Below are 24,081 nucleotides of genomic sequence, written 5' to 3' on the forward strand. Positions count from 1 at the left end.
TTTAGAAGTGCTTCAGGTCACGAGAAAAACAGTGTATGATGCGCGGATGAGTCAATTTAAAAGTATTATTCTCGCATTTCGCCCTAAAACTCTGACGGCGGCATTGGTACCTTGTTTAGCAGGTACAGCCCTTGTTAAAGCCATCGGTCTTTCATGGGACGGACACGTTTTATTTTATGCCCTGGCGGCTTCTTTCCTTATCCAAATCGGTACCAACCTTGTGAACGACGCTGTCGACTTTAAAAAGGGTGCTGACACCGAAAAACGTATCGGTCCGCAACGTATCACTCAGGCTGGAATTCTTTCTGCCAATCAAGTGATGGCACTAGCAAGTGTGTTGTTAGTGTTGGCGGTGGTGTGTGGAATTCCGTTGGTGATGAAGGGGGGCATGACGATCGTAGCGATTGGTCTTGCGTCTGTGTTGATGGCGTATTGCTATACGGCCGGCCCATTCCCATTGGCCTATCTTGGAATCGCGGACCTTTTTGTGATCGTGTTTTTCGGAATCCTTGCTGTGACCGGCATCGTGTTCTTAAACACAGGCGAGTGGATGATTGAAGCCCTCGTTCTTGGTTTACAAATTGGTTTTCACGCGACAGCATTGCTTGCCGTAAATAACTTGCGCGATGCTGATGGTGATAAGCTTGTGAATAAAAAAACTTTGGCCGTGCGTTTCGGTAAAAAGTTTGCACGTTATGAAATCGCCGCGATGGCATTCTTGCCGTTCGTAATGAATCTTTACTGGTGGTTTGAAGGTTACAAAATCGCTGCGATCGTTTCATTGTTTGCATTGCCACTAGCAATCAAACTGACAAAAAACGTTTTCACGACAGAGCCCGGTCCTGTTTACAATAAATTCTTAGGCCAAGCAGCTGGTTTGCACTTGGTATTTGGTTTGTTAATCACCCTAGGATTTATTTTTTGATTAAACTTAGTTACAGTCCCTACACTTTAAAACCAATCACGTCATTAAACGCGGTGAGTGTGCAAACTCATCGTGAGGGCGTGCTTTTTAAAGTTGAATGGGGGGACGGTCTTGTCGGTTATGCCGATTTGCAACCGTGGCCCGAGTTGGGTGATCCGACTTTGGAAGAACAACTCGCGGGACTTCGTGCAGGAAAAATCAGTTCACAGATTGAACAAACGATTTGGCTTGCACGCAGGGATGCTGACGCTCGTTCGAAGAAAAGAAATTTATTCGACGTAGGTACTCCGCTAAAAAATAATTATCTGATCACCCATGCTGAAGACGTAAAGCCGCTCCTTCTTGATGAAATCAAGAAGGAGGGCTACGACACGGTGAAGTTGAAAATCGGCCGAGACTTGCAAGAGGAAGCGGAAGCTTTGACTTACCTTGCAGCCGGTGATTTTAAAATCCGTTTGGATTTTAATGCTTTGGCAAACTGGCAGATCTTTGAACGCTTTATGAAAAATCTGACGCCGCAAGTGCGTGCGAGGATTGAATATGTTGAAGATCCTTTTCCATTCGATGCCAATGCCTGGAAAGAAGCGCAAGGTTTAGCGAAGATCGCCATCGACAATCAATACCACAAAGTGAAGTGGGATCAATTCACGCAAGCACCGTTTGATGTGATCGTGATTAAGCCCGCAAAAATGGATGTCGATCAAGCGATCACAAAATGCCAAGAGCACGGCTTGAAAGCAACCATCACAAGTTACATGGATCACGCTGTGGGTGTTGCTCACGCCATGACGATTGCGATGGAACTTAAAAAACTTCACGGCGATATGATTCTTGAAGCAGGTTGTTTGACTCATCGTCTGTATCAGATGGATATTTTTTCCGCAGAAATCGACACCAAGGGGCCCTTCATTCGTCGCATTCGTGGGACGGGTGTTGGCTTTGATGACTTGTTGGAGGCCTTGCCGTGGTATCACATCAAGCTCCGCTAGATCTTTATTCTGACGATAATGTGATCTTACTTAATCCGCGTTTTCCAAAAGCGGATTTTGATAAACTTCATTCCCTTGCTGAAACTGTTCAAAATAAATTGCAACTGCAAGGTCACGTGTGGATTGCAACCTCGGGTTCCACGGCTGATTCGATTGGTGCCACAAAGCTGGTGGCACTTTCTAAAAAAGCGTTGATGGCTTCCGCACAATCGGTGAACAAACATTTACAAGCGGGACCTGAAGACGTGTGGACTCAAGTGCTGCCGCATTTTCATGTTGGTGGTTTAGGAATTGAAATTCGCGCACAGCTTGCTGGTTCCCGCGTGGTGAAGGCTTTGAAAAACAACAGCTGGGACGTTCATCATTTTTATCAAACACTCGTTACTGAAAAATGTACGTTGTCAGCCTTGGTGCCCACACAAGTTTACGATCTTGTGGCTCATGGCTTAAAATGCCCTGAACATCTGCGTGCGATTGTTGTGGGTGGTGGTGTTTTTGATGTGCCATTGTTTAATCAAGCGCGCGCTTTGGGTTGGCCAGTTCTTCCAAGTTATGGAATGACTGAAACGGCTTCGCAAATTGCGACGGCATCTTTGGAATCACTTAAAACATCTGAATATCCCGATATTGAATTGTTATCGCATGCTCAAGCTCGCACCAATCCTGAAGGATTTTTAGAAGTAAATGCGCAGTCACTCTTCACATGCTACGCTCAAAACACTTCTGAAGGGCTTCGTCATTGGGACCCGAAAGTTCAGGGCTGGTTTGTCTCTGAAGATCGTGGTGAAGTCGATGGACGAGCTTTGAAAATTTCTGGTCGTAGCAAAGACTATATAAAGATCGGCGGGGAGGGTACTAACGTCGCAAGACTTCGGGCTGTCCTAGAGCAAACGGCCTTGGAAATGAATCCTCAATGGCCACTACATATTACTTTATTAGATATGCCGTCCCCTCGTCTGGGTGCAGAGATTCATATGGTTTCCACTTTGGATGTGGCAGTTGCCGAAAAAATCGCAAACGGTTACGCTGAAAAAGTACTCCCGTTCGAAAAAGTTCGTAAGATTTATTATGTCAGTGAAATTCCACGCACCGATTTAGGCAAGATCCAGTGGAGCGAGTTAAGGAGAAGGTTATGATTAAAAAAGAAGAAAATCCTTGGTCCGAAGGTATCGTTCTCGTTTGCACGAAATGCGCTAAATCTATCTCAGCTTCTTCTTTGAAAGAAGAAGGCAATGCTGGCGAAAACTTAAAAAACTTTTTGAAGAAAAGTTTTAAAGAGACGGGTGATCTTTCTAAAATCCGCATCGTCACAAGCAGTTGCTTAGATGTGTGTATTGATGAACTTCAAGCAATCACTTATGCAAGCACAGACGGTAAAACAGAAACTTTCACGGTCCATCCAGAAAAAGACCGTGAAGAGCTGTTGAAAATGTTAAGACAAAAAATTTAGTGGGAAAGCGGAAGCGCGAAACTTTGAGTTTGTGCTCCGCCTGAACCGAACCCCACCATCAGTGATAAACCTACGCTGGTTTCTGAATAGTTGGTGTTAGTCGAAAGAGCATACAAGCGATACGAATTGCTATTATAAGGCTGTATGGCTGTCGCTACGCTGTTTGAAATTGGATTTGCACAGCTTGCATCTGTATAGAATTTCACCGTACTCAAATCTGCAAGACCCGTTGTGGCTATCGTCACATTTACTGGTAATTGTGCGACAAGCTCGCCCGAAGATTCTGACGTATAAAGAGCGATCTCTGTACATTGTCCCGTTGCGAGTGATTGTGGGCTATGCATAATGTTGATGCTGTAGGAAATGGCCGGTCCGGCATTTACTTTCAGACTACGACTCATTGAAGTCAGGCCTGATGAATACAAATTCAGCGAATAACTCTGAGGAGTCACATTCGTTTCTGTTTTGAAGTAATAAAGTTTGTTCCACTGTCCTGGTGAAAACGCCAGTGAGGAAATAGTAGTCGTACAATATGAATCGGAATAAAAAGAACCAGTCGCAGTCGTCGTTAAGCCAACGGTAACATCTGTTGTAGCAGGAATTGGCGCAAAGTGATTGTTGGCGAGAATTCCCATGTAAGCGTTGCAAGTTCCACGTTGAATTTCATTCGGTCCCCACATGTCGAGCTGTGACACTGTTGCAGAACCCGTTTTGTCTACTTCAAGAATGAAAGAAGCAGCATCAATATTTGCTGGCTTATCGGTCGTTAGGCCGACCTTGATGCGTTCATCACTGGAATCACTCGCAACGGAAACATATTTTACGTAAACTCCCGCGTGATAGTTGCCCGACGCAATATTGAATTCTGTGATCGCAGTTCCACAAGAGGCGTCACTGTAAAATTTTAAATTCGTGTTTGCCGCAGTTGGGGTCACAACAACTTGAGAGCTGCCTGCGTAGTATCCACCTGAATAAGAATATTGGTCGAAACCTAACGGGTAGCAAATGTCTTTATGAATCTTATGACTTGTATTTGGATCAACAGCAACCCAAGTACGGGTTGAAGAAGGATCACGAAGTAGAACGGAATCTGCCGCACCCGATGCTAGGTTTGCACTGGCTGCCTGATAGGTGAACGTAGAATCATAACCTGTTGATGGCATGATCACGATGACCTGCATACTGTTTTGGCCCGCCGGCAAAGTGAATGTACTTACTGGGATGGCACTGCTCGCGCCTGAGACGGCATTGTTGCAATCACTCCAAGTTAAATAGCCACCCACCGGGCCTGTTGAGCCTGCAATGCCTTTGTTTATAGTGAATGAAGTTGCAGTTGAGTTCGTGGCGTAATTTCCGTTGCCATCCGTTAAAAAGACGTTGAATGACTCGCAACGACCACCGCCGGCCAAGCCGCGTGGCCATTGTTTTTCCAAGACGATTTTAGTCGCGATGTTGGAACTACCGCCATTACTATTCTTGTCCGTCATGACCAGCACCTGTGTGTCGCCGATCAATGTCGAACCTTTCATCATGATTTGACTGACATCAATGGAGTCGTCAGAAGCGTCAAATCCCCAGATCGAAGCGATATCTTTTTTAGTGATATAAAAATCAAATACGCCGTCGGCACAGTTGATATCGTTCGTAGGTGTCGTTTGCAAAGTCGTACCTGAAATATCAGAACTTAATGCAGGCGAGTGATACATGGCAGCCGCCGCAATTTGTGCGGCTGTTGGTCCCGAAGAGGTCGTTGTGCCAGTTGTCGTTGAGTTGTTAGTGCCAATCACAAAGCTAACCGAAAGATCGCCGACGCGATTGTCACAGATACCACTCATGTGCACGTAATTGTTGCCATCAAAAGTTTGATCGAAGGGGCTTGCACTCTTTAACGTTGGAGCTGAAAGCTTTTTGCCTAAAGATGCCACTTCCACGGCGGGATCTTCGCAACCAGCTAAAATAGCAAACGACATGAGTGATAGAAGTAAGGACTTCGAACGTACGTGCTTCATGCAGTACTTTTCGACAGATACCTAGGAGCGCTTAAGATTCAGAACGAGATTCTTAACAGGTCTCTTACCAATGTAAGATTTCTGTCTCAGATTGAAACGTCAAAAATGATTTTGAATAAGATAAGAATGAGATTTTGTGAGTTTATTAAATGAAAAAGGCAGCTCTGTTGAAGCTGCCTTTTTTGTTTTTAGTAATATCCTAAAATCTTCCACCAGCCTGCACAGCCGATAAACCAGATGATCAGATTTAAAATACTCACAAGCAAACCAAACTTCCACCATTCACCCATGCTGACATAACCCGCACCAAATAAGACGGGAGCTGAACCCGTACCGTAGTGAGTGATCGAAGCACATAAAGAAGAAGCAAAACCCAAGAACAAACCGAACGCCAACGGTGGAGCACCCAGCGCGACGCCAACGCCAAAGAATGAAGCAAACAACGCCGAGATGTGAGCTGTGTTACTCGCAAAGAAATAGTGAATATAGACGTACAACAACACGAGGATAATTGCTGCTGACACCCAACCAAGACCCATTGTTGCGATCTGTGCTTGTACGGATTTTGAAAACCACGCGATGATGCCCAATTTGTTTAAGAATGTTGCCATCATCACAAGTGAGGCAAACCACGTCACTGTATCCCAGGCACCTTTTTCTTTTAGCAGATCATCCCACGTCAATACGCCCGAGAATAACAACACACCTAAACCAACAAACGCTCCCGCCGTCGCATCAATATCAAAATGTGGATCGTCAGAAATCAACTTTGGAACTCCAGCCCAGATAATCAGTAAAAGGAAGAAGACACCGATCATGATCCATTCTTCCATTTTGATCTTGCCCATTTCAGCAAGTTTCTGATTTGCGTATTCCGCTGCATTCGGAGTTTCTTTAATTCCCGGCGGATAAAGTTTGTATAGCACCCACGGAATAATCAAAATCGCAAGCAGACCAGGAACGATCGCGGCAATCGCCCACTGACTCCATGACACATCAATCTTTGCGATGTCACGAATACCGCTGACAACCAGCGGATTGGGTGCCGTCGCAGTTACAAACATCGCGGAAGTAATAATATTAATCTGATAAGCAACAAGAGTCAGAAACGCACCTAATTTGCGTCGTGTCTCTTCATCAGGATAAGATCCCATCGATTCCGAAATAGAACGATTGATCGGATACATCACACCACCACCACGAGCCGTATTACTTGGCATCACCGGTGAAAGAACAAGTTCGGCAATCGAAAGCCCGTAACTGATTCCCAAAGTGCGTTTACCAAAAAGTCGAACAAAGTAATAGGCAAGGCGCGCACCCAAACCCGTTTTGATAAAACCACGCGAAATAAAAAACGAAATCCCAATCAACCAAATAAGCGTATTCGAATATCCACTCAAAGCATCAGCCATCGCCTTAGCAGGATTCCCAGGATTCGTAACTTGCGTAATAGCCACAAGCAAAATCCCAATCATAGCAGCCCCACCAATAGGAAGCGCTTTACCTATAATCGCAACAATGGTCCCAACAAAAATCCCAAGCAATCGCCAAGCATTAATGTCGACTCCCTCAGGAGGAGAAATCACAAACCAAAAAAGACAAGTAACAATAAAAGCAATGACAGCCGGAACAACTTTTACATGAGGCAACTTCATAGCCAAAAACTCCTACCGACAACGATGGAAAATCATTACCAAAAGAATTTCACCAACAAAAAGAAAGGGCAACGAATAAACAAAAAGAGGATGTGGATTGCCAATGTCGATACAAAAATCAAACGTGGATAGACACACGAAAATAACAGTTCAATAACATTGTCGAAGGCAAAATTTGCGGAGGATTTAGATTTTAGCATTTGCGGATGAGGCCTTCGCGGGGCCTGGATGGCCCTCACCACGAAGTGGTGAAGCGACGAGGCAGGAAGCCGTGCCGAAGAAGCAAAGGCTAAAATCTAAAGCCTCCGCAAATCCCCGCATCACGACAATCAAGTTAAAGGACTGTTATTTCCCCCAGCCCTTTTCCGATTCGATCTGTTCGCGAAGTTGGCGTTCGATACTCTCAGCTGGAACGAGTTTGCCTTTGCCGACTCCTGGGCAGAATGCTTTCACATCTTTGGCCCATGATTTTGCGTTCATCACTTCGGGCCAGAATGGCCAAGTACGACATTGCGTCGGGCGTGCTTCATAAGTGCCACATGATTTGCCTTTAAGAAAACGGCAGTCAGGATTTTTCGGATCTTCTTTCAGATGCCAGATGCCACCAGTTTTTTCACAGTGTTTGCGTGTGAATGCCGATGTCGTCATACCGAAATATTTTGCGAAACGTTGGCGGTCTTCTAAATTCAAATAAACGAAACCGAATTCGCCATGAGATGTGCAGCACTTGCCAGAACCTGTGCACTCAAAACGAACGCCTTCGCGCCACCACTCTTTACCAGTGAATTTGAATTCTTCCATTACGCTTTAACCTCGCTTGGAGTTTCCAGATATTTCCCGAAACGAGTTTTCATCTTATCAGGAAGAGCTGTCTTTTGCTTCGTTTTTAAATCAAGAACAGAGTGGACCATTGTCACAACGGCGTGAACTTTATCCTTTTGGCTAAAGACGTATTTCATTTTAAAGGAAGTCTCACCAAAACTTGCGACCGTGACCGCGATATCATACGTTTCGCCAGGAAAAAACGGCGCTAAATAGTTCGATTCTGTGTGGCGCAAAGGGATCGCGTATTCGGGGTCTTGGAAATACTCTTTCCACGTATATCCGGCTTCCAAAATAAATTGCTCAAAAGCGTCGTGAGCAAAGCCGAAGATATTCCCGAAAAACATGATTTTAGCTGGGTCTGCTTCCCTGAAAGTCAGGGTCTTTTTCGTTTTGAAGATTTGATTCATAATGTCTCGAACATTAAAGCCTCTAGCCCCTTGACAGCAAGCGATTAACTCGACATTTTGACGTCACATGAGGAGTCTTCATTGTCGCGCAACGTCATTGATTTGAAAGTCTATGATTCCAGGGATTTCCCTGCCTATTTACCAAAGCTCAACAAGCTTTACGATGACCTCTTTGCTGGCGGTAAAGGTTTCCGCGCGAAGTTGATTCGCATGATGGCTTCCAATCTTTCTTTGGATGGCAAAGCCGAACTTCTTTTAGCACAAACAATCGAGTTCATTCACAACGCTTCTTTGCTTCATGACGACTTGATCGATCGTTCGCATCTTCGTCGTGGCAAAACAGCAGCGTGGTTGAAGTACACTCCAGAATACGCAGTTCTTGCGGGCGATTATTTGTTAGCGCGCGTGATGGTGAATCTTTCTGGTCACGGCAACATCAAGCTTGTGCAATACACAGCAGAAGTGATTTCTGATTTGCTCGAGGGCGAGTGGTTGCAAGATTCAGTGGTTGGCGATTTCTTCGTCACTCTTGAACAACTTGATCGTATTCACAATTTGAAGACAGCAAGTTTGTTCAAATGGTGTATTCGTGCGCCGTTCATCGCACAGGAACGTTACGATGAAGATCTTCACCAAACTTTGGAAGAGATGGGCACCTTGCTTGGACAATTGTTCCAACGCAGTGACGATCTTTTGGATTACGACATTCGCAACGACGAAGGCAAAGCGATCTTGGGTGATCTTAAGTCAGGCTACTTGAATTCGTTTGGTGCGTTCGTATGCAAAGGCCGCTCTCGCCAAGAGATCGACCAAATCGTGAAGTCGAAAACTTTGGAAGACTACTATAAAAGCATCGGTGGTAAAGAGATCTTCGATGCAAAACTTGCAGAGTTCGACGAAATCAATAACGGTTTGATCAAAATGTACGATCACCATCTTGAACGTTTGAAAAAACACTTGAAGCCGGGTGAAGAGCGTTTGATCGATCAACTTCGTCCATTGACCGAGATTCTTTACTGGAGAAGGAAGCCTTCTTCGTGAGTGAATTGATCACGCTTTCTAAAAATTCACCTGAATTTCAGTCTTATCTGCTGGGCACATTCGCAACAGATAAGCGTGCTTTGCCAATTCAATCTTTGAACGTGAACTCAGCATCAGAAACGGTGACGTTTAAAATCGTACCGACCAAAGATGTTGTTCATCCCTCTTATTCCGTGGTTTTGGCGAAGACTTTGAAAGCGCGCAGTTTTCTGCTTCTTCTGGTCCCGTTGTTTTTGGTTCTGACTAAAAACGTGGTTGATCACACCATTCGTGATCCTTACACAGGAATCATTGCCACAGTTGGTTTGTTCCTGGCGTTCTGGTCGGCAAATCTGCGCAATGATTTTATGGATCATGTGAAGGGTGTCGATCGTATTATCGATAACAGCGGAAGCCGTGCGATTCAAAACGGTTGGATGACTGCGATGCAAGTAAAGAACTTGTCATCGTTGTTGTTGTTGCTTGCGATCTTGTGTTCGCTTCCGGTGATCTTTGCTTTCCCAATGGTCGCTGCCGTGATTGCAGTCTCAGTTGTCGTCGGCATGTGGGCGCAGTTTAAAAAACAAAATTCGTTTAAGTATCAAATCGGTGGCGAGATTGCTTTGTTCTTGTTGCTGGGCCCATTGTTGACGATCGGTTATCAACTTTCACTGGGTGGTCCTTTAGATTCAGAAAGTTTCTGGTTGGGATGCTTGTGGGGTTGGGGCGTTTTGTACGTCGTGCATTTGAAAAACTTCGTAAACATTCTGCCAAGCAGCCAAGCTGGTTTTAAAAACACCGTGAACTGGTTAGGCTTTGATAAAGCTCGTCGTTTGCTGGCGTTCTGGTGGTTTGCATTTGTCGCAATGAACTTGGCGTATCACTACATCTATGCGGGCCTTTACTGGGGTTTCTATTTGACGGTGGCAGTGTTGCTTGCATCGATAAGCTTTGTTCAAAAGCTTAAGAATATTTCTAGTTCTGTCGGCAGCGAACTTCGTTTGGTACACAAATACGGTTTGTCATTATTCCTTATCACCATAGGCCTCTGGGTATTCGAATGTCTGTGGTACCTGTTCACGTAACGCTCATTTTAAAGCCCCATCCGACTTCGTTGCTTCGTCGTCGACGTACTTGCAGTACGCCTTCCTCCTCGCGCGTGGACTTCGTCGCAAGTGCCTTTGGCACTTGTGCGGCTGAGGCTTTCAAATGAGCGTTAAAGAAGTTTGTATTATTTCAGACGAGGCAGGTTTAGCGAAGGCTAACGAGTGGGCAGCGTTCTTCGGTTGTCCGATCAATCCGGAAAATCTTGAGTCGTATTTCTTTCGATTTCATGTTGAAGGGGAGCGTGTTTTTGTACGTGATGCTGAAAAGCGCTTGCTTGAAATTGATTTTGATAAAAACCATCTTGATTATGAACGTCGTGGGCATTCTGGCAAAAATGAATTGATTGCGAAAGCTCTTGGCGCAGCCAAAGGCTGTCGCAAGATTTTGGATCTTTCAGTCGGTATGGGTGTCGACAGCGTATTCTTAATGCAATTGGGATTTCAAGTGACGGGCGTTGAACGTTCGCCAATCTTGTATGCGCTTTTGAAAGAAGCTTTCGCGCGCACGACGAAAGAATATCTGAAGTCTTATCAACTGCACTTCGGCGATAGCTTGCAGTTTTTAAAAGATCACAAAGATACGATGGACATTGATGCGATTTACTTCGATCCGATGTATCCGCATAAAAAGAAATCCGCTTTGCCGAAACAAGAAATGGTCGTCTTCCGTGATCTTGTCGGTCATGACGATGACGCCGCGAAAGTTTTAGAGCTGGCGTTGCAATGTCCGGTTCGTCGTGTGGTCGTGAAGCGTCCGATGAAGGCTGAAGACCTGTTGCCGGGAAAAATTCATTCTTTCGAAGGCAAAGTTGTTCGTTTTGATACCTATGTAAATGCAGAGCTAAATAGCAATCGCTAGCTGAATAGCCTTGGTCATGGAGCACTTATGATTTTATTGTGGTTAGGAAGTTTCGTATTGATGATGATGGGTTTAAGCCAATCACAAAAATATGCAGGCGAGCTTTTCGCAAACCTTCAAAAGAAGTTTTTAAGTAAAGGTCTTGAATCAGACTTTAAAAGCATGCTGATTCGTTCGCTTGATGTCGCGATTCTTGAGGCTTCTCCGCAAAAATCTTTGTACGCCGGAATGGCGCTTTACAATTTGCGCATCGTGGGCGTCAGACCCAGCGTCTTGATTATGTGTTTAAGTACGTTAAGCGCATGGTGGATGTTGATTCTTGGCTTCTTGTACATGAGTTTCAATGGTTTGTTCTTGATGGGCTTGTGCTCAGTGTTTTTGTTAACACCGTTTATCACTCCGAAGCTTGATAAAGTTTTAAAATGGATTTTCTTTACGGGCTTGTTTTTGTTGGGTGGGGAAGTGCTGCTTCGTAATTCTTCGGTTGTGCAAAGCACGTTCGGTATGGAAAGCGAATTCATTTTCTTTTTAGCCGACGGACGATTCCAATCAGTACTAGCTATCTTGGCGGCAGCGATTGTGGTCAGTCTTTTTGTACAAGTCGAGTTCTGGTCGATGGCTTTGGGCTTAAGCTTGCTTTTCACTAACTTCATTTCGTTCAACGGCGCTCTTGCACTTCTTGCGGGAGAGCGCATCGGTCGTATGATTTTATTCTGGTGGCACACGCGTTCGTTGAATCAAGATTGTCGTAAACTGGGTGCGCAGTTCGCGGTTGTTTCGGCAGTTGGCGCCATCGTCGGTTTCTTGGTCGCCGGGGAAATTCGTCATGGTATGCTGTTGGGATACTCCAACGATACAGGCGGCTTTCAAGATAAAAGTTTGCAGTTCATGATTCTATTTATCGGCATCTTATTCTTCCAATTTATTGCGCAAATGATTTGGGGTCACTTTGCAGGCAACAGCAAGCTTGAAGAAATTCAAGACGCCAAATACATTTCAAATGTGTGGTTCAGAAATGAATTTAAATCTGTGGGTGTGATGTCTTGGGCAAAAGATAAAGTGCACAAGCGCCTCAGTGAAGTGCGCTATCACGTGCAAGGCCTTGGTACTTTCAAAGAAGGCCAAGTCCCTGATCATATTCAAGCGCGTGTACGTTCTGAAGAAGAACAGCTTCAGCGTATCGAAAAGTTGTTAGTTTAGAATTCTACGACGACCGACTGAATTCCTACAGTCCGATTACCAATTTGGACCTGGCGTACTTGCGGGTCCAAAGTCATTTTAGGGATCAGGTTATTCCCACGCTCAACAGCACTTTGCAAAACCTGAAGATTTTTGCCGCCCGAGCGGAATGATAAATCCACATTCTTAGCATTCGCCAATTTTTCATTCATCGTCACGACAACGACACCATTGTTCGATCGAGTCGACGCGACTTTTGCTCCGTTCAAATAAATATCGACCGCTTGTCCATCGGTCGCATTCGTTAAAACATGCAATGCGGTGGCCCCTTGATAGTCGGCACTGTTCGAAGACAGCGTGGATGCCATTTGCGCTTGTTCAACGATTGTCAGGCTAACGGCAATGGTCCCAGTCGATGTTCCCGCGTGGGCTTGCGCTGAAAGAAGAAAAAATGAAAGAGCGAGTAAAGCTTTGTTCATGGAACACCTCTTTGGGGTTGATAGCCCTCTTAAAGCAAAGCTTGTTCCCATTCTCTAAACAAAATCATCTCACCGAGGCCGGGGAAAGAAGTGTAGAGCAAAACGACAGAGGCAAAATATTGTTAGTTTTTTCGACGTTTCCGCCGCCAAATACGCTTAAATTGCACAGCACATGGAACAAAGTAGGAATAACTTTTGCTCCCGTAAGTTCCTCGAAAAAACCTTATTGGAGAAATCGATGAAAGCACTTGTTACTTGCTTAGCTTTTTTATTGTGTGCTCAAGGCAGTTTTGCTTATTCAACGCCGGCAATGACTGTCAAACTTGTAGACAAAAATAACCAGCCGATCGCTGGCTTCCCGGTATTGTTGCAGACAAAGGCCACGGATCTTTCAAAAATTTTGATCCCACATTCCAGCGGTAAATCCATCAATAATCAGGTGACGACATTAACGGGCGCAGATGGTGTCGCACGTATTGATTCCGTATTTTCTATGCGCAAAATTCAAAACATCTTGGTTGAGCCTGCCTACGTTGAAAACTGCCCGGATCTTGAAGATTACCAAACCCACACGCGAATCTCTTTCATGAGAATTGATGACGTGGGCTTTGTTATCGCTAGCGGTACTGAAAAACTGGGCTGGAGCTGCTCTACAGGTTCTGATGGCGGATATAGCGATCTTCAAGAAAACTTGGTTTGCCGTTCGACTCTTACTAAAGAGGAACAACTTGCTTACCTTAAACAGAGAGTTCAAGAAACTCGCGCTAAAGGTTGCGAAGTAGAAAAGAACTTCTAAGCGGTCGTGGAACACTACATTCCTGTTAGATTTACAAAGGGGCTATCGAAGCCCCTTTGCTTTTTGTTACAAATGAAGGCCTCAACAAAAGTGGGACCTATGAAAACGATTTCTGTGCTTAAAGCTTTAGTACTATCGCTTCTTCTGTCAGCTTGTGCGGAAAATAATTTTTCAAACAATGTTGTTGTGAATAGTGATGCTGCGATTGTGGGCGGCGATAAAGTGTCTTCATCTGATCCTATCGCAGCTCGTACGGTTTACATCAAAGATACAAATAAAAAACAATCGTGCTCTGGTATCATTATCAGCTCGCGTCTGATTTTGACGGCAGCCCACTGTGTTTACAAGGCGAAAGCTTCTGATATTGAAGTGCGTTTCGGTCTGACAGGACGGGACGCGGTTAAGGTTGCAAAACAAATTGAAGTCCATACGCACTATGTGCAACTGACACTTTTGAAAAACATGAACGACGTTGCCTTGATTCAACTGGCATCAGCGATACCAAGTAACTATCGAATCACTTCGATTCTTGAAGACTTCTCGATTTTGAAACCAGGTACGACTGTTACGACAGCGGGTTATGGTTATAGCAACGCTCGTTGGGAAACAGGCGTGGGAACTCTTCGTAAAACAAATCTGCGAATTGCGACAGAGGCGTTTTCAGAAACCACAGTAGCAATTGATCAGCTCAACACGGACTCGGGAAGCTGCCACGGAGATTCGGGCGGACCAGCATTGGTACAAACGAACCAAGGCCTCAAAGTGTTCGGAGTTGCAAATCGCATTACCGGCAAAGACAAAAAGCTAACGAAGCTGTGCAAGGGCACAGCTGTCTATACGCGAATTGATATTTATATGCCGTGGATTCTTGAAAAAGCGGCGCAGCTCGATCCTTCTGCGCGCTTTTAATTATTTTTTCTCGATGAGTTTTTCTAGACGATCAAGACGAGCTTTCATTTCTTGATTCTCGGCCTTGATCTTTTCGTTTTCAGAAGCCGTTTGTGCCTGTTGTTCTTTGATCGATGCAATTTCGCGCGCTTGGGATTCAACCAAAGCATGCAATTGTTGAGAATCATCAAACCACTTGTGATAAAGCTCTTTCACAGCGCCAATCAATGGCGCCACCAAATCCGGATAAGAAACTACTTTCGTACCACCTGGCAAAGAGCTTTCGCCATGTTCGATGCGCACAGCTTGAGGGAAAACTTTCTCGATATTTTGCGCGATCACACCGATCTTCGGTCCTTCGCCAGCGGCTCTATTTTTGTCTTTCCAAGTGAAAGTCACGCCCTCGAGTTGCAATACTTTTTCTAGAGGATTTTCAATTGGCTTGATGTTCTCTTTTAGACGACGATCTGAAGTGACGTTGAAGGACGCTGCATAGGCCGGTCCCCACGTGCTTGAGCCGTTACCAACTTTCAAGCCTCCAGTGCCGACACCCCAATTGATGTACACGGCGCGATCTGCGCCAGAGCTCCATGAATCCAAATGGAAATTACCTGAACCATTTGTTTCACCTCCGACAATTGCTGCGATCGCCGCTACCCCAGGTACATGCAGACGGTAGTTAGGAGCGGATGTGCCAATGCCGACGTTGCCGTTTGGAAGTATGGTCATCATATTCGTAGCTGCTGTTCCGGCGTCGTTGATCTGATCAATATAGAAATTATTTGCGTTACCCGCGCCACTATTTTGCGCCATGATACGCCAGTTTTTCTTATCCGCCATACCATCGGAACGACTTAAGACCATAGAGGCTTCGGTACCAACGCCATTAAGATGAAACTGTCGAACGGGAGAAGTCGTTCCAATACCGACATACCCATTGTTCGCCAAATACATGTTGGCATTAGTGACGCCGGTCTGACCGGTAAGAAACATACCTGATCCGCCTCCGCCATCTGTCCAAATTCGACCAAGCTGAGTGCCAGAGTAATTTGCGAAGATCACATCACCCGCATCATTCGGAAGACCCGAACCCGCTTTTAAAAGGATATCGCCGTTGGTTAGACCACCACCCACCGTTAACGCGGAAGTCGGTGCTGTTGTGCCAATACCAACCAAACCATTTGCAGCAATACGCATGCGCTCTATCGTAGCCGTCGCACCACTTGGAGTTGTTCCAAATGTGATTAATCCAGGAGAAGAAGAGGAAGAGATCGCAGCATCAGAACTAAATCCGATCGATGCGATTTCTCTATAGGCAGCGCCATCCCAACCTCGGCCACCGATATATGAAATCAATCGTCCCGAAGCCACCGCTGTAGGAGCTGCTTGAGTGCCATCTGCAGATTGTAAAACTAACGCGCCAGCAGTTGTTCCAGAGGAACCGTAACGACCCGTTGTGATGTAGCCGTTATCAACTTGAAGCATTGATGTTGGATTTGTGGTATTGATACCAACATTGCCTGATGTATCCACTGTCATGCGAGTAGTGCCACCGGTTTCAAGACTTAATTTATTGCTATCATTTGTACCAAGAACCGCAGTCGCACCAAAAGAATTACCACCTTGCGCGAAAGCATCGGTGATTCCATAACCACTCAAGGTCGTTGGATTTGTTCCCGCAGTAACTCGTCCATACGTATCGACAGTCACTGATTTATAAGTTCCAGCCCCGACACCACTTGTAGGCAAATCCGCTGCTGCAAGAGTTCTAAACGTCGGTGTACCAGCAGAACCATTCGGTGCCGCAAAGAATGTATTCGCAGTTTGTGAACCGAAAGAAACTTGTGAACTTGTGACTGAAATATTTGTGCACGATAAATTATCGGTCGCGGCTGTCCACGTCAAAGTTTGCCCTGCCGTACAACCCACACCACCAAATGCTTGAGTGCCCGTGATTGTAGAACGCAAATCAAACATGCTTACAAAATTAGGAACCCATGTCGTACCATTATAACGAAGGACCTGACCTGAAGAAGACGGCTGCGCGATCCACGAAAGATTTCCCGCACCATCATTAAGCATGATTTGATTCGCACTTCCCTGAGCGGTCGGTAAACGCAAAACATAATTCGCCGTCACCGCACCCGATGGACCTTGCACTGTCACCGTATTAGAGCCAGAACCTGCCGTGTAAACATCGCCGGTATTCGCAGCATGAGTCACGTTGCTGGCAGCGAAGTTTCCAGAAGCATCACGTTTAACAATCGCACTTGCCGTATTCGCATTGGTTGCAGCATTCGCAGCCAATTCCGCAGAGTGAACTTGTGCTGCCGTTGAGCCGCCAACTGAATTTACTGTCGCCGCGACAGATCCTGAACCACTGGCGCTAACATCACTTGTAAGAGCCGTGATGGTGCCACCAGATCCCGTCGCTGATGCAATCGCAACCCAAGCACTTGAGTTGTATTGATAAATAATTTTTGTATCAGTTGCGAAATAAATTGCGCCGGCGGAAGGGGAGCCGGGCTTTAAAGCATCCGTACCTGTTTGAATTGATGGTGTGCCGCCTGCGTTTGTAACAAGCTGGTCAGCGATACCATAGCCACTTAGTGAGGTCGGTTTGCCAGAAGTAATTTTCGACCAATCTAATGAAGGAATATCTGCCGCAACTAAAGAAGCAGATCCAGAAGTCACACGACCTTTGGAATCTGTCGTTACTTTATAGTATGTACCGGCAGTTCCGGCAGCAGCTAGAGTCAACGTTGTGGAACCCGCAGACGAAGTCACATCGCCAGTAAATGCAGGCAATGCCGAGGCAGGCAATGTTCCCGTCAAATCACTTGCCGCCAATGGCGAATTCACGAAAGCCGTGCCATTAAATTTTAAATAGTCTTTATTCGCAGGCGCCGTCAGCGTTAACGTCGAACCTTGAAGTTTCGCAACCGTTGCAGCGGCAGAGCCAGGACCACTTGCAGTCACATCGCCAGTTAAAGCGGTGACATAATTTCCAGCGGCTTGTTTGTTATTAAAAGTATTCCAATCCGCAGAGCTTAAGTAGCCATTTGTTGACGTCGTCGCTTGCGAAATTGAAACAACAGGAGTTGAAGTTCCAGTCGCCACACTAATCGGTGCGGTGCCACTGACGGAAGTCACAGTTCCCGCATTGCCAGCAGGCAAAGTGGCAGGAATCCATTTCGAACCATTCCATTGCAAAACTTGATTTGAAGTTGGAACGGTTGCATCGACAGGTTGATTTTGCAAAGCCACAACTTTCGCGGCACCAATAGAACCTGTGACGTCACCAGCAAGACCGACATTGATTGTCTGACACTGAAAATTTCCAGATACAGAATTCCAATACATCGTTTCACTGACAGAACAGCTTGCAGAAGCCACGTAACCATTGAACGCAGCCTTCGTTAAATAAGAAGATAGATTGGCGCTTAATCCAGAAACGTCACCGATTGCTAAAGTGACGGGCGTATACTTTGCACCATCGAATTTTAAAACCTGTCCTGAAGTTGGCGTGGCACTATCAACATCGCTACCACGAATTTTCGCAACCGAAGGATTCGGATAAGTGCCGCTCAGATCTCCGCCAGCACTTCCAGTTGGGGTGCGTGCATCGCTAAAGCGCGGGTCGTTACCAGCGGCAACAGTGTTCGTTGATGTACCAACGTTCAAAGTCAGCGTTGGTGTAGATGTGTTATTGATGATCGTGATGTAGCTGTTCGCAGAAGTGACGTTAGTCACCGTACCGCCACTGGCACCGGCCACACCCGCACACGTCAGTTGCGTGCCATCCCACGAAAGAAAGGTGCCCGAAGCACAGGTAGGAATTCCCGTTTTCAAAACGAAATCAGAAGCGACATTGGTTCCAAGTTTTGCGGCGGAATAAGAATAACCAGCATAAGGAACCGAGCGCACAACTGAATCGGGACTGATCACTTTCCAACCAGTGCCGTCATAAAATTGCACGCGCAAACGGCGTTCATCCGAAGCTGCTGGTGAATAAGGTGAACCACCCTGACATGTAAATGTCGCGCCGTTATTGAAAGCATCAAGAACTGTGAATGAGCCTGATGTTGGATAAGCGACAGAGCCTTTACCAATCGGAACGTCGAACACACCGCCCGAGTTCACCATGTTAATACCGTTGACTTGTTCTTGATAGACAACGCAAAGACCACTTGGATCTGTGACTTGAAAAATGAAACTGACGTTATTGTTTTCGAGAGGCGTTCCGTCGGTTTTTAAAATACGTCCCTGATAGGTAAGTACGGCGGGACTTGCCATCACAAATTGATGGAAGAAAATAACGGCCAACAGAATGAGGTGTTTCAGGTACGTTGCAAGACTCATCTCCCTTATCTTTTCGGTTTTTTTGTTGGAATCTTTAATAAGATGTCTCAATTAGATTGTCTCTTAATGAGAACGGTCAGCCCTTAGTCCTAGGTCTTTGGTCTGAACAAATCTTGCGAAAATAAAAGCGTCTGACTCGCCTTCAAAAACTTTCTACCATATCTGTTGTCGAGGAAGTTTCATGGCGAATGACGAATCACTCAAAGAACGAATTTCAGAACTTGAACATGAGTTGGCTGTTAAAGAGGCCGAGCTGCATCGCTATCGTTTAGAGCTGACTAAAGCAAATGCTTCACTCGAGAAAATGATTGCGCAGATCAGCCAAGAGTTGAAGATGGCGCAAGCGTTGCAAAAACTTTTGTCTCCGACTCAGCTTCCAAATATCCAGGGCTTCGAATTTAGTACCAAGTTTTTGGCCGGTACGCGCTCGGGTGGGGATTACTTTGATATCTTTGAGCATGAAGACAAACTCAAGTTTGGAATCTTGATTTCCAGCGCTTCGGGCTATTCTTTAAGCTCTCTTTTGTTGTCCGTTATCATTAAGATTTCATCTCAGATCGAAGCTCGCCGTGGTCTTGAGGCGCACAAAGTTGTGGCGCTGCTTGCCAAAGAAGTCGTTCCCAATATTTCCAACGACGATCGCGCTAATATCTTCTATGGTATCGTCGACCGCCGCAGTTATGAGTTTCAGTATTGTTCTGTGGGCGACATCGATAGCTTCCTATCAGTTTACGGGAAAGACTCGCTTCAAGAACTGTTACCGACTGGACCAAGCCTTGGAAGAGATTTTAACACAGAGCCTCAAAGTCGCACGATTCAACTGAATCCACGTGATAGACTCATTATCGCCACTGAAGGTCTTAAAAACTCGCAGAATTCTTTGGGAGTTGCATGGGGAGGACACCGTCTTTCCGAAGCGATCTCCAAGGCCCCGAAGCAGGGCGTCCATGAACTTCGTAACGAAATTCTCTACGCCAACCAGCAGTACACGGGCAAAGAAGATCCAGTTCGTGATCAAACTCTGATCGTCACTGAAGTGAAAGATCGAGTGATTAAGCTAGCTAAGAACTAGGTGCGTGACAATGGTATCGGCTTTTTATATTACTTTGTTATTCAAAACTCAGAAAGGACACTCAAATGGCTGAGGTTAATATCTACGAAGGCGCCTTGGATAAAGGTTTAGAAGGCGTTGTTGCTTGTACAACGAAAGTATCATTCATCGTTGGCGACAATCTTAATTTCCGCGGTTACACAATCGACGATCTAGCTGCGAACTCTACATTCGAAGAAGTTACTTACCTTCTTTGGAATGACAAACTTCCGACAGCTGCGGAATTGCAAAAATTCTCTGCGGAACTTCATAACGAAATGGCTCTTTCGCCAGATTTCATCAAAGTTCTTAAAGGTATTCCAACAGACGTTCACCCAATGGGCTGGTTGCGTACTGCTGTATCTTTGATGGCTCACTACGATAAAGATGCAAACGACATGAGCGCTGAAGCAAACTTGCGCAAATCAGTTCGTTTGACTGCGAAAATGGGAACTCTTCTTTGCGCATTCGATGCAATCCGCAAAGGTAAAGAACCAATCGCTCCTAAAACTGACAAATCAATCGCTTGGAACATGATGTACATGTTGGGCGGCGGTAAAGAGCCAAACACTGAACACGTAAAAGTCATGGACACTTGCTTGATCCTTCACGCTGACCATGAATTGAACTGTTCTGCATTCGCAACTCGCGTAACAGCTTCTTCATTGTCTGATCTTCACTCTGCAATCGTTTCTGCGATTGGCGCGTTGAAAGGTCCCTTGCACGGTGGTGCGAATGAGCAAGTGATCCTAATGCTTCAAAAAATCGGCACAATGGATAAAGCTCAACAATTCGTAAAAGACGCTCTTCAAGCGAAAGAAAAAGTTATGGGTATCGGCCACCGCGTTTACAAAAACGGTGACCCACGTGCTCGTATCCTTCGCGGCATGTCTGACAAATTGACTAAAGACGCTGGCATCCACACGATGTACGAAATGTCGACTTTGATCGACGATACTATGTACAAAGAAAAAGGCTTGATGCCGAACGTGGATTTCTATTCTGCGACAGTATATTTCGCAATGGGTATCCCAACTGATTTGTTCACTCCAATCTTCGCGGCTTCTCGTATCTCTGGCTGGTGCGCTCACGCGTTCGAGCAATATGCGAACAATCGTATCTACCGTCCTCGTGGTAAATGGGCTGGTAAAGAAGGTTTGACTTGGAAGCCGGTAGCTCAACGCTAATCCGACTGTACCAGACGAAAATCTACTAAAAATGGGGAGTTCAACAGAACTCCCTTTTTTTATTCTGTTCTTCAGTCGTGCGAAGTATTTTTCGCGCATGCATTCCGGCAGAAAGCTCGCTTTTCTATTCGAAATCCCCTCGGCTCGTGGCCAAAATCAACTAACTCTACAACGCATTTAAGAAGACAATAGAGATAGTACGAAGAGGAGGATTTTATGTCTTTTTTCCGAGTATGGATGCTTACTCTTATCGGCGCGCTTATGATCAGTGGCCCTGTTCGCGCGCAGTACAATCAATCCGAAGCTGAAAGATTTTTGACCGTCTCTGGGCAGCCTGATTACATCGCGATTATCGATCAATTGTCTTTAGATGACATGCGCAACACGTTGTTAGGAATTTGGGTGCAGGGTTTAAATCCGCGCGCTTATTGGACTGATGACATGGAGTGGGCCTATCAACGTAATGGCAGTGCTGATAAAAATTTAAAAGCGCGCACTAACCAAGAATTTCTGCAAATGCTCCAAGACTTGTACAGCGGCAGCGTCGATCCACAACTTGTCGGCTTTGATATTAAGTTTGTGCAGAAAAATTTCCTGACGACAAAACAGTTGCAGGCGCTACTGCTTGCCGCAGGTAACAGTGCTGGTGCGATTGTCGAGGCCGTAGCTCCGCAGAATCCTCCGTACTTATCAGTGAAAGAAGCGTTGAAGCGCATTTATCCGGCATGCTCGAATGGGCAGTGGACGCCGATCAAACCTTCGAAAAAATCCTTGAAATTAAATGTGAAAGATAACGTGATTATCGATATTAAAAAGCGCCTAGCACTTTTAGGTTATCGCTTCACGAACTACGACAATCTTTATGACAGTGATTTGTTAGCAGCAATCAACGATATTCAGTGGAATTTAAGAGTGAAACCAGACGGCGTGATTTCCCCTGGGGGTAGAACATGGACGTGGTTTAACGTATCTTGTGTTGATCGTGTCAGACAAATGCAAGCCGATATGGAAAAAATGCGCTGGTTTCCACAACGCTTCGAAGATCGTTATATCTTCGTGAATCTTGCGATGACTTACTTCGGTATGCTGGATAGAAAACAAAATATGTCGATGGCTTTCAGGACCATCAATGGTCGTCCCGAGCGTAAATCACCAACGATGCGTGATGAAATTGTGACGGTAATCTTAAATCCATCGTGGGTCGTGCCACCAACAGTATTCATGCAAGACAAGGTGGAAGAGATTAAAAATCTTCCGTATTGGGAAATTAATAACTACTTCAACAGCCACAACTATGAAGTTTGGAATAAGAATTTTACGAAACGTATTGATCCATCAACGATCGATTGGTGGGGTATCAGCCAAGGTACTGTAGCTGTCGATATTTATATTCGTCAGAAACCGCATCTTGGTAATGCTTTAGGTGTCGTGAAGTTTGAATTGACGAATTCATTCTCGATTTACTTGCACGATACAAATCAACGCGAGCTGTTTGCGGAGCCGCAACGACAAATCAGTTCGGGTTGTATTCGCTTAGAAAAACCGTTTGATCTTGCCGAATATCTTCTACAGGGTACGCAGTGGACTCGTCAGGTGATTGAAGCCACTGTTGCAAAACCGGGTGAAGTTTTAAATAAGTCGACAGAAATCTCATTGAAGAAAGAGCAGCGTATGCCGGTGTACCTCGCATATCTGACTTCACAAATGAGTTCTGACGGCGTCATCCGATTTGTGATCGATTCCTACGATCAGAACTCTGATATCCGAAGATATTTGGCATCACCCTTTTGATTATCAAGACATTATTTCAAACGAGATCGTACGATCACGGTTGGAATCGAAGTCGAAATCAGGGTCTGGCGAGCCGTACTACCTACAAATGCGCTAACGAAGGAATTACGGCCGTGAGTTCCCATAATCAAGAACTGATAACCTTTGCTGGCCTCTTCAACCAATGCTTCTGAAGAGGTCGATCCTTTTTCATCCATGATGAAAGAAGCCTTCACGCGTTTTGCGCGGAACTGTTTCACTTTATCTTTTAAAGCCTGACCCGATTTCTTTCTTAACGTCGCGATAAAAGTATCATCGACATAAAGACTGCCAGACATGGCTGCATATTGATCGGCCGTGCGAATCGTTTCAAACAAAGAGTGATAGAATACGACTTCAGCTTTTAAGGCCGCTGCCAGTTTCAATGCGTAAGCTTCCGCGCGGCGACTGTTCTTAGTTAAGTCCGTCGCCACTAGAATCTTGCCACCTGTTTTAACCTCGGTGTCTTTCACTTGCGGACCTAAAATCAGAACCGGCGTTGAAGAGTGACGAATCACTTCTTCTGCGACACTGCCAAGGAAGAGACGATCTAAACCCGTCTTGCCGTGAGTCCCCATAACAATCAAACTTGGACGGGGAGAACTCGTTTCAGCGCGCAGAATTTCTTCCACCGGGCTTCCGGTTTTTGCCACAAATTGCAAACGTACTTTGCGTTTCGCAAAAAACGCCGCAACCTCTTCTCTGGTTTGATTTTCGTTCAAGGTTTCCTCTTTACGAGATGTATCTTTCACATAAAGAAGTTTGGCTGAAGCTTTTAGTTTTTGTGCAAGCTCAGAAGAGAATTCGTGAATAAGACGGGAACGTTCCTTAGAGTAGGCCGTGGCATTTAGAAGGTCGTCCGCAATCAACATATTCTTAGACATACAGTCTCCGATCGAGCCTGTCAGAAATGACCAGCTGACTGATCATTTCTGACAGGCTTGTTATGGGTCCTACAAGCGCTATCTTGCTTATTCTATCCCTGGTTTTTGAGTTGCTCCATTAGAATGTATTAAGGTGGCCATCAAAAAATGATTCTCCCACTG

The 24,081-nt window shown here is 45.4% G+C and carries 20 protein-coding genes; 13 read left to right on the plus strand and 7 right to left on the minus strand.

Annotated features, from left to right (window positions below):
• Positions 1-46: 46 nt before the first annotated feature.
• Genes menA through DOE51_RS02760 form a run of 4 tightly spaced genes read left to right on the plus strand, consistent with a single transcriptional unit; the run spans position 47 to position 3,364 of the window.
• The gene (menA, locus tag DOE51_RS02745) at positions 47-925 is read left to right on the plus strand and encodes a 1,4-dihydroxy-2-naphthoate octaprenyltransferase (protein ID WP_142695063.1); all 879 of its coding nucleotides are present in this window, start codon (positions 47-49) and stop codon (positions 923-925) included.
• Positions 922-1,914, plus strand: coding sequence for an enolase C-terminal domain-like protein (locus DOE51_RS02750; protein ID WP_142695064.1), 993 nt, complete (start codon positions 922-924; stop codon positions 1,912-1,914). Before menA ends, DOE51_RS02750 begins: the two co-directional genes overlap by 4 nt.
• Positions 1,890-3,050, plus strand: a complete 1,161-nt coding sequence (locus tag DOE51_RS02755; protein ID WP_142695065.1) for an AMP-binding protein — start codon at positions 1,890-1,892, stop codon at positions 3,048-3,050. Before DOE51_RS02750 ends, DOE51_RS02755 begins: the two co-directional genes overlap by 25 nt.
• Positions 3,047-3,364, plus strand: a complete 318-nt coding sequence (locus DOE51_RS02760; RefSeq protein ID WP_246845291.1) for a (2Fe-2S) ferredoxin domain-containing protein — start codon at positions 3,047-3,049, stop codon at positions 3,362-3,364. Before DOE51_RS02755 ends, DOE51_RS02760 begins: the two co-directional genes overlap by 4 nt.
• Here DOE51_RS02760 and DOE51_RS02765 read toward each other — a convergent pair.
• The 4 genes from DOE51_RS02765 to DOE51_RS02780 form a co-directional block, all read right to left on the minus strand.
• Positions 3,361-5,373, minus strand: a complete 2,013-nt coding sequence (locus DOE51_RS02765) for a hypothetical protein (RefSeq protein WP_142695066.1) — start codon at positions 5,371-5,373, stop codon at positions 3,361-3,363. The two genes, DOE51_RS02760 and DOE51_RS02765, sit on opposite strands and share 4 nt — an antisense overlap.
• 188 nt (positions 5,374-5,561) lie before the next feature.
• The gene (locus DOE51_RS02770; RefSeq protein WP_142695067.1) at positions 5,562-7,028 is read right to left on the minus strand and encodes an anion permease; all 1,467 of its coding nucleotides are present in this window, start codon (positions 7,026-7,028) and stop codon (positions 5,562-5,564) included.
• A 345-nt stretch (positions 7,029-7,373) separates the two neighbouring features.
• Complete coding sequence (locus tag DOE51_RS02775) at positions 7,374-7,829, minus strand: YkgJ family cysteine cluster protein (RefSeq protein WP_142695068.1); 456 nt, start codon at positions 7,827-7,829, stop codon at positions 7,374-7,376.
• On the minus strand, positions 7,829-8,260 hold the full coding sequence (locus DOE51_RS02780; protein WP_142695069.1) for a thioesterase family protein: 432 nt from the start codon (positions 8,258-8,260) through the stop codon (positions 7,829-7,831). Before DOE51_RS02780 ends, DOE51_RS02775 begins: the two co-directional genes overlap by 1 nt.
• 81 nt (positions 8,261-8,341) lie before the next feature.
• Between DOE51_RS02780 and DOE51_RS02785 the strand changes: the two genes are divergently transcribed.
• The 4 genes from DOE51_RS02785 to DOE51_RS02800 all read left to right on the plus strand — a co-directional run bounded on the left by DOE51_RS02785 (position 8,342) and on the right by DOE51_RS02800 (position 12,445).
• Positions 8,342-9,301, plus strand: a complete 960-nt coding sequence (locus tag DOE51_RS02785) for a polyprenyl synthetase family protein (protein WP_142695070.1) — start codon at positions 8,342-8,344, stop codon at positions 9,299-9,301.
• Positions 9,298-10,365, plus strand: a complete 1,068-nt coding sequence (locus DOE51_RS02790; protein WP_142695071.1) for a UbiA family prenyltransferase — start codon at positions 9,298-9,300, stop codon at positions 10,363-10,365. Before DOE51_RS02785 ends, DOE51_RS02790 begins: the two co-directional genes overlap by 4 nt.
• A gap of 124 nt (positions 10,366-10,489) precedes the next feature.
• Positions 10,490-11,245 (plus strand): class I SAM-dependent methyltransferase, encoded by a 756-nt coding sequence (locus DOE51_RS02795; protein WP_142695072.1) that lies wholly within the window; start codon positions 10,490-10,492, stop codon positions 11,243-11,245.
• Between the two features lie 27 nt (positions 11,246-11,272).
• Positions 11,273-12,445 carry a hypothetical protein gene (locus DOE51_RS02800; RefSeq protein WP_246845293.1) on the plus strand — a complete coding sequence of 391 codons (1,173 nt, stop codon included), beginning with the start codon at positions 11,273-11,275 and terminating at the stop codon, positions 12,443-12,445.
• On the opposite strand, the gene DOE51_RS02805 is transcribed toward DOE51_RS02800, so the two are convergent.
• Positions 12,442-12,903 (minus strand): hypothetical protein, encoded by a 462-nt coding sequence (locus DOE51_RS02805; RefSeq protein ID WP_142695073.1) that lies wholly within the window; start codon positions 12,901-12,903, stop codon positions 12,442-12,444. The genes DOE51_RS02800 and DOE51_RS02805 overlap by 4 nt on opposite strands.
• 238 nt (positions 12,904-13,141) lie before the next feature.
• On the opposite strand from DOE51_RS02805, the gene DOE51_RS02810 reads away from it, so the two are divergent.
• On the plus strand, positions 13,142-13,699 hold the full coding sequence (locus DOE51_RS02810) for a hypothetical protein (RefSeq protein WP_142695074.1): 558 nt from the start codon (positions 13,142-13,144) through the stop codon (positions 13,697-13,699).
• A gap of 99 nt (positions 13,700-13,798) precedes the next feature.
• Positions 13,799-14,608, plus strand: coding sequence for a trypsin-like serine protease (locus tag DOE51_RS02815; protein ID WP_168196378.1), 810 nt, complete (start codon positions 13,799-13,801; stop codon positions 14,606-14,608).
• On the opposite strand, the gene DOE51_RS02820 is transcribed toward DOE51_RS02815, so the two are convergent.
• Positions 14,609-18,949 carry a tail fiber domain-containing protein gene (locus DOE51_RS02820; protein ID WP_142695076.1) on the minus strand — a complete coding sequence of 1,447 codons (4,341 nt, stop codon included), beginning with the start codon at positions 18,947-18,949 and terminating at the stop codon, positions 14,609-14,611.
• 181 nt (positions 18,950-19,130) lie between these two features.
• Here DOE51_RS02820 and DOE51_RS02825 point away from each other — a divergent pair, with 181 nt between their 5' ends.
• The 3 genes from DOE51_RS02825 to DOE51_RS02835 all read left to right on the plus strand — a co-directional run bounded on the left by DOE51_RS02825 (position 19,131) and on the right by DOE51_RS02835 (position 23,017).
• The gene (locus DOE51_RS02825; RefSeq protein ID WP_142695077.1) at positions 19,131-20,021 is read left to right on the plus strand and encodes a PP2C family protein-serine/threonine phosphatase; all 891 of its coding nucleotides are present in this window, start codon (positions 19,131-19,133) and stop codon (positions 20,019-20,021) included.
• Between the two features lie 65 nt (positions 20,022-20,086).
• The gene (locus DOE51_RS02830) at positions 20,087-21,226 is read left to right on the plus strand and encodes a citrate synthase (protein WP_142695078.1); all 1,140 of its coding nucleotides are present in this window, start codon (positions 20,087-20,089) and stop codon (positions 21,224-21,226) included.
• A 216-nt stretch (positions 21,227-21,442) separates the two neighbouring features.
• A complete protein-coding gene (locus DOE51_RS02835) occupies positions 21,443-23,017 on the plus strand; it encodes a murein L,D-transpeptidase (RefSeq protein ID WP_246845295.1) in 1,575 nt (524 codons plus the stop codon).
• An 11-nt stretch (positions 23,018-23,028) separates the two neighbouring features.
• Here the strand turns inward: DOE51_RS02835 and DOE51_RS02840 are convergent, their stop codons facing one another.
• Positions 23,029-23,919 (minus strand): universal stress protein, encoded by an 891-nt coding sequence (locus tag DOE51_RS02840; protein WP_142695079.1) that lies wholly within the window; start codon positions 23,917-23,919, stop codon positions 23,029-23,031.
• Positions 23,920-24,081: the final 162 nt, after the last annotated feature.

It is taken from the genome of Bdellovibrio sp. NC01 (assembly GCF_006874625.1).
GTDB lineage: Bacteria > Bdellovibrionota > Bdellovibrionia > Bdellovibrionales > Bdellovibrionaceae > Bdellovibrio.

Excerpts from the sequence above, each read along its gene's own strand:
- DOE51_RS02775 (WP_142695068.1), bottom strand. The coding sequence starts at position 7,829 with ATGGAAGAATTCAAATTCACTGGTAAAGAGTGGTGGCGCGAAGGCGTT.
- DOE51_RS02815 (WP_168196378.1), top strand. The coding sequence starts at position 13,799 with ATGAAAACGATTTCTGTGCTTAAAGCTTTAGTACTATCGCTTCTTCTG.
- DOE51_RS02760 (WP_246845291.1), top strand. The coding sequence starts at position 3,047 with ATGATTAAAAAAGAAGAAAATCCTTGGTCCGAAGGTATCGTTCTCGTT.
- DOE51_RS02795 (WP_142695072.1), top strand. The coding sequence starts at position 10,490 with ATGAGCGTTAAAGAAGTTTGTATTATTTCAGACGAGGCAGGTTTAGCG.
- menA (WP_142695063.1), top strand. The coding sequence starts at position 47 with ATGAGTCAATTTAAAAGTATTATTCTCGCATTTCGCCCTAAAACTCTG.
- DOE51_RS02825 (WP_142695077.1), top strand. The coding sequence starts at position 19,131 with ATGGCGAATGACGAATCACTCAAAGAACGAATTTCAGAACTTGAACAT.
- DOE51_RS02780 (WP_142695069.1), bottom strand. The coding sequence starts at position 8,260 with ATGAATCAAATCTTCAAAACGAAAAAGACCCTGACTTTCAGGGAAGCA.
- DOE51_RS02765 (WP_142695066.1), bottom strand. The coding sequence starts at position 5,373 with ATGAAGCACGTACGTTCGAAGTCCTTACTTCTATCACTCATGTCGTTT.
- DOE51_RS02800 (WP_246845293.1), top strand. The coding sequence starts at position 11,273 with ATGATTTTATTGTGGTTAGGAAGTTTCGTATTGATGATGATGGGTTTA.
- DOE51_RS02820 (WP_142695076.1), bottom strand. The coding sequence starts at position 18,949 with ATGAGTCTTGCAACGTACCTGAAACACCTCATTCTGTTGGCCGTTATT.
- DOE51_RS02770 (WP_142695067.1), bottom strand. The coding sequence starts at position 7,028 with ATGAAGTTGCCTCATGTAAAAGTTGTTCCGGCTGTCATTGCTTTTATT.
- DOE51_RS02805 (WP_142695073.1), bottom strand. The coding sequence starts at position 12,903 with ATGAACAAAGCTTTACTCGCTCTTTCATTTTTTCTTCTTTCAGCGCAA.
- DOE51_RS02835 (WP_246845295.1), top strand. The coding sequence starts at position 21,443 with ATGTCTTTTTTCCGAGTATGGATGCTTACTCTTATCGGCGCGCTTATG.
- DOE51_RS02840 (WP_142695079.1), bottom strand. The coding sequence starts at position 23,919 with ATGTCTAAGAATATGTTGATTGCGGACGACCTTCTAAATGCCACGGCC.
- DOE51_RS02830 (WP_142695078.1), top strand. The coding sequence starts at position 20,087 with ATGGCTGAGGTTAATATCTACGAAGGCGCCTTGGATAAAGGTTTAGAA.
- DOE51_RS02810 (WP_142695074.1), top strand. The coding sequence starts at position 13,142 with ATGAAAGCACTTGTTACTTGCTTAGCTTTTTTATTGTGTGCTCAAGGC.